Source organism: Enteractinococcus helveticum (assembly GCF_020742345.1).
Taxonomy (GTDB): domain Bacteria; phylum Actinomycetota; class Actinomycetes; order Actinomycetales; family Micrococcaceae; genus Yaniella; species Yaniella helvetica_A.
In genome coordinates this window covers 1-5,234 of record NZ_DYXC01000108.1, presented here as the reverse complement: position 1 = coordinate 5,234, position 5,234 = coordinate 1, and the positions used below count along the sequence as shown (strand labels likewise).

Sequence of the window (5,234 nt, the reverse complement as noted above, 5' to 3'; positions counted from 1 at the left end):
AGGTCAACGGCCACGACCCAGATGACCTACTGTTGGCTGTGCGCTCGCATTTTGGCACCCTGGTGCAGGTCACCCATTCGGTTCCCGGGGTGGCCCTATTAGAAATTTCCCGCGGCGACATTCACAAGGCCTCCACCCTGGCCGACTATGCCGCCAGCCTGGGTATTCATGCCAATGATGTTGTAGCGTTCGGAGATCAACGCAACGACGAACAAATGCTGCGCTGGGCAGGCACCGGTTATGCGGTGGCCTCCGGAAATCCGGCCCTCTTTGTAGAAGCCAACGTCGTGGCACCGGCCTGTGATGACGACGGCGTAGCAGAGATGATAGAACACCTACTCACCCTGCCCGAATAACCTAGGGCCCGTTACCTCACCGGTGCAAGGTTTTAGAACATCTCGGCGCACCGTCGCGGCCCACCGGTTTCGAAAAAGCGTTGCAGCTTGGCCTGTTCCTGATCCGTCAGGGCTTCCGGCAGCACACAGGAGGTCACATTTTCCGGTGAGACGTGGCGTAATGATTTGGCCAAATCAGTAATCCGGCCGGTATCCAACTGCGCGTCAGCATCCACAAACGGCGTCAGCGTGGAGGCCAGTGTCCTGAGTTGCCCGGCGTCCTGGACGCTCAGGGTCTCCTGCAATACGGACTGCCAGACGTCGTCGGCATCCAGTGCCGTTGGATCCGTCAGCACTGCCGCGGCGGCTCCCGGAGCGGTCTCCAACCGGGTGAGGAACTCCAAATCCCAGCGCATCACGTGCTCCATGCGCGCCCCGGTGAGCGCCTCAATCTCGCTGACGGTGCCCGGAATATCCTGAATATCCGTGACCTGAGCAAAATTGCGCGGAAAATTGACAATATCCACCCGACGACGCCCATCGGCTAAATGGAAGACTGATAGGGTCTGATGCTGGCCGGCTGCCTGACCAAAGACCAGAAAGTTCACCGGACCACGTGGCGCATCTGAGCCCGCGGGCCGCTGTGTGTCGGTGGGAAAAGGGTTGGCGATGACACCAAGGGGTTGGAAACTAGCCCGTAGGGTCGAGTACGCAAACCATGCGCCACCGGCAAAAAGTGCCAGCACAACACCCCACACAATGAACTTAGTGCGTCGCGAAGCTGCAGCCATGCCCCGAAGTCTAGTCGAGCAATTCAGCATGGCACCAATATCTAAGCTTTGAAGTATCGTACGGTTAAAGACATGACCACTGGAGCCCACCACACGTTATCCGCTCGGATGGCCGAACTCAGAGCCTTCGCCGCGACCCGAGCCACCCATTCGCGCTCCTTTCGCATCGACCAGCTCAAAGCACTACGCGAAGTCTTCGAAGATTATTCGACAGACATTCAGGACGCCCTGTGGCAAGACATTGGTAAATCCTCAGCCCAAACGAACCAATGCGAGTTCATTCCGGTGCAAGACGAAATTTCCTATGCCTTATTGCACCTGACCGACTGGATGGAACCCCAACCCCGGTCCATCCCATACGGTCTGCGTCCCGGCAAAGCCATGGTCAAACCCCGCCCGCTGGGTGTGGTGGGCATTGTGGGCAACTGGACCTACCCGTTCTACAGTCTGCTAGCACCCCTGGTGGGTGCCGTGGCTGCGGGCAACTGCATGGTGCTCAAACCCTCTATGCACGCCCCGCGCACCGCCAAACTCTTAGGCAGTATCCTGCCGGAATACCTCAACCCGCGTTCGATTGTGACCGTCACCGGGGCAGAAGCCGCCCTGGAAGAACTCGTCGATCAACCACTGGATCACCTATTTTTTACCGGCTCGGAAAGTCTCGGCCGCCGCGTATACCAGCGGGCCGCCCAACAGCTCACCCCGGTCACACTGCAGCTGGGCGGCAAATCCCCGGTCATCGTCGTCGACGGCACCGACTGGAAAACTATCGGACGGCGCATTGCTTATGGCAAATTCACCAACGCCGGCCAGAGTCTGGTCAGTCCCGACTACCTGATTGCCGTTGGGTACGACGTCGCTGCCAAAGTCCAACAGGGCGTCATTGATGCGATCCAAGAGTTCTACGGTCCCACCCCGGACACGGCCAAACAATTCGGTCGGATCATTTCCCCGCAACACACCCAACGACTGGTCGATCTGATTCGCGCCACCACTAAAGGAGCTGTGGGTGTCACCCCCGCCCGGCTCGTGCACGGGGGCAAATACAATATTGCATCCGCCTTCCTGGCCCCAACCATCCTGGCTGATGTTGACCCGAATTCGGCGATCATGCAGGAACAAATCTTAGGACCAATCTTGCCCATCCTGGTGGTCGACACCTATGACGAGGCGGTTGAATTCGTCAACGCCAAACCCACCGCCCCGGCCGCCTACCTGTTTTCTGAACGACGGCGCATCCGCAAAGACTTTATGCACCGCATTAACGCCGGGGCCGCCGTGATGAACGCGACTATTATTCAAGCTGCTCTGCCGTCGCTACCGCATAACTACACCGGCGCTGCCGGATTCGGGACCTGGGGTGGCTATGAAAGCTTCCGGTTATTCTCGCAATATCGCACGCACTTCTATAAACCGACCAGATTCGACACCCTCCAAGCCGCTTACCCACCCGATCCGAGCTATGGGCAACGAATAATTGACCGGTTAAAGTAAAAGCATGCATTGTGGGTGACGGCGGTGGGAGAAAACGTGGATCTCACATTCTGGTCGGCTGACGCGTTTACTCAGTGATGAAGATGCACTATCCATTCGAACAGGCCGTTATACGGCACGGGGCCACCGTGCTGCGGGTCTGCCGCGCCGTGGTGGGGTTTGGCGCGGATGCCGACGATGCATGGTCCGAGACATTCCTGGCCGCGCTGAAAGCCTGGCCCGAATTGGACGCCGACACCAACGTTGAAGCATGGCTGGTGCGTGTTGCTCACCGCAAGGCGATTGACATTACGCGCAAACGGGCTCGACAGGCGATCCCCACCGACGTCGTCCCAGAACAGCCTTCGACCCTGGGCAACCCAGGAGCCGATGAGTACCAGATATGGCAGGCGGTGGCCGCGCTGCCGGAGCGGCAACGACTCGCGGTGGCCTACCACTACCTCGGTGGGCTGCCGCACGCCGAGACCGCCGAACTGATTGGCGGCAGTGCCCAGGCGGTGCGTAGGGCCGCAGCCGACGGAATCAAGAACTTGAGACAGACCTATCAGGCGGCCGAGCACACGACAGGAGCACCCCGATGAGTGAGAACACACCAACCAACATGAATCACCCGGCCCAATACGGCACGAGGGCCGAATACGACGCCCTGTTTCCAGTCGAAACCGGTGCGCTAGAGGACCTGCATGCCCACCTGGCCGCACTGGCTGACGAACGCAGGCTCCTTGATGTCGCCTACCGAACCATTGACACGCCGGTCGGAGCCCTCCTGCTGGCAGCCACCGAAACCGGGCTTGTACGGGTGGCATTTGAATGCGAAGACTTCGAGACCGTGCTTGCTTCGCTGGCACACAACATCAGCCCCCGAGTACTGGAAGCACCCCGCCGACTGGACGCGGTGGCAGCCGAGTTGGACGAGTACTTCGCCGGGACACGGCAGTCTTTCGATGTCCCCTTGGACTACGCGCTGTCCACGGGGTTTCGGCAAATAGTGCAGCGCTACCTACCCAATATCGCCTACGGCAACACCTACTCCTATAAAAAGGTGGCCGAACTGGTCGGCAACCCGAAGGCTGTCCGGGCGGTCGGCACCGCATGTGCCACCAACCCGCTGCCGGTGGTGGTGCCCTGCCACCGGGTACTGCGAACTGACGGTGGCCTGGGCGGCTACATTGGCGGCTTGGACGCCAAAACGACCCTGCTGGAATTGGAAAAAGCAGCATGAACCATCCCGCGTATCCACCTGAACCAAAGAAGCAGCCATTGCGCACACCCGAAAGCGCAGGACCCACCGGGGTGTCGTCGTCACAGGATCCGGGCGTCGTCGTCGGCGATGATGGCCTGGCCCGCCCGGCATGGGCGAGTAATGATCCAATGCTGCGCGCGTATTACGACACCGAATGGGGCATGCCCGTACGTGACGAACAGGGCATATTTGAGCGCATCAGTCTGGAAGCCTTCCAAGCAGGGTTGTCGTGGGCAACGATCCTCCGCAAGCGCCCCGCCTTCCGTGTGGCATTCGACGGCTTCGACCCCGAACGGGTCGCGCGCTACGGAGCACCTGAGATTCAACGACTCATCAATAATGCCGGGATCGTGCGCAACCGGGCTAAGATTCAGGCGACAATCACCAACGCAAAGGCGACCATCCGCCTACGCGATAAGGGCGGCCTGGCCCAGTTCGTGTGGTCATTTCAACCTGCCACAACACCGGTGCCCCACACTGTCGCCGAGATCCCCACACAGTCCCCCGAATCGGTGGCACTAGCCAAGGCCCTGCGCAAGGAAGGGTTCACTTTCGTGGGCCCTACCACGATGTACGCGCTGATGGAAGCCATTGGGATCATCGACACCCACCTAGTTGGATCACACCGCCGCGGCGCCTCGGGCGTCTGGCCAGCGTGACGACAACGCTGAATCACCCTGACCACCAAAAGTAGCGGTGAATTCAGGTTTGCACCCGTTCGGTGGCTGTTGCCAACCATACACAGGCGGTTCATTAACGCACCGTTTTGTCACCATGGCAGCGTAGCGTTTCAAAGTTATCCACAATTTTGATAACTGCCCAAGCGCTGAGTCGACATCCCCCATAGGTTAGATACCAGTCCTAGACGATGCCGACGAGAAAGTAGCTGTGATGACGACACCACTGAAGAAACGCTCCGTCATAAAAATCGCCTCCCTAGCCATCGGCCTGGCCCTGGTGTTGAGCGGGTGTTCCGCAAGCCAGGCAGATGAAATACCTAACGACCCATCACCGAGTATCGAGGCCGCCGAGACCAAAGAATATGTTGCTGCCTCGCCTAACGGGCCGGCACAAAATGTGCCCAAACCGGTGCTGCCAGAAGCGGTACATGACAACAGTGCTGCCGGCGCCCGGGCCACAGTCGAATATTTCTGGCAAGCCGTAGATTACGGGCGTTTAACCGGTGACACCGAACCCATCGAACAAGTAACCCACTACGTGTGTGAAGCCTGCAACCAGCTGATTTATAAATGGGAACAAATCTATGCCGACGGCGCCTGGGCGGTCTTAGATGGCGAAACCAGCATCCAGATTGGTGAGGTCCAACAAAACTTCGACGAGGACAGCGACGAAGCCTGGACCGCCGTCCTA

7 protein-coding genes are annotated in these 5,234 nt (G+C 59.2%); 6 read left to right on the top strand and 1 reads right to left on the bottom strand.

Annotation, left to right across the window (positions count from 1 at the left end):
* On the top strand, positions 1 to 356 hold a 356-nt coding region (locus K8V32_RS09800), incomplete at its 5' end, for an HAD family hydrolase (RefSeq protein ID WP_303906537.1).
* A 32-nt stretch (positions 357 to 388) separates the two neighbouring features.
* Here K8V32_RS09800 and K8V32_RS09795 read toward each other — a convergent pair.
* A complete protein-coding gene (locus tag K8V32_RS09795) occupies positions 389 to 1,126 on the bottom strand; it encodes a hypothetical protein (RefSeq protein ID WP_303906533.1) in 738 nt (245 codons plus the stop codon).
* Between the two features lie 72 nt (positions 1,127 to 1,198).
* Here K8V32_RS09795 and K8V32_RS09790 point away from each other — a divergent pair, with 72 nt between their 5' ends.
* The 5 genes from K8V32_RS09790 to K8V32_RS09770 form a co-directional block, all read left to right on the top strand.
* Positions 1,199 to 2,620: an aldehyde dehydrogenase family protein gene (locus K8V32_RS09790; protein WP_303906530.1), complete on the top strand. Its 1,422-nt coding sequence runs from the start codon at positions 1,199 to 1,201 to the stop codon at positions 2,618 to 2,620.
* Positions 2,621 to 2,703: 83 nt separating this feature from the next.
* Positions 2,704 to 3,201, top strand: coding sequence for an RNA polymerase sigma factor (locus K8V32_RS09785; RefSeq protein WP_303906527.1), 498 nt, complete (start codon positions 2,704 to 2,706; stop codon positions 3,199 to 3,201).
* Positions 3,198 to 3,842 (top strand): methylated-DNA--[protein]-cysteine S-methyltransferase, encoded by a 645-nt coding sequence (locus tag K8V32_RS09780; protein ID WP_303906524.1) that lies wholly within the window; start codon positions 3,198 to 3,200, stop codon positions 3,840 to 3,842. Before K8V32_RS09785 ends, K8V32_RS09780 begins: the two co-directional genes overlap by 4 nt.
* 38 nt (positions 3,843 to 3,880) lie before the next feature.
* Positions 3,881 to 4,522, top strand: a complete 642-nt coding sequence (locus K8V32_RS09775) for a DNA-3-methyladenine glycosylase I (RefSeq protein ID WP_303906521.1) — start codon at positions 3,881 to 3,883, stop codon at positions 4,520 to 4,522.
* A gap of 232 nt (positions 4,523 to 4,754) precedes the next feature.
* Positions 4,755 to 5,234: DUF6318 family protein (locus tag K8V32_RS09770; protein ID WP_303906518.1), on the top strand; the 480-nt coding region annotated here is incomplete at its 3' end.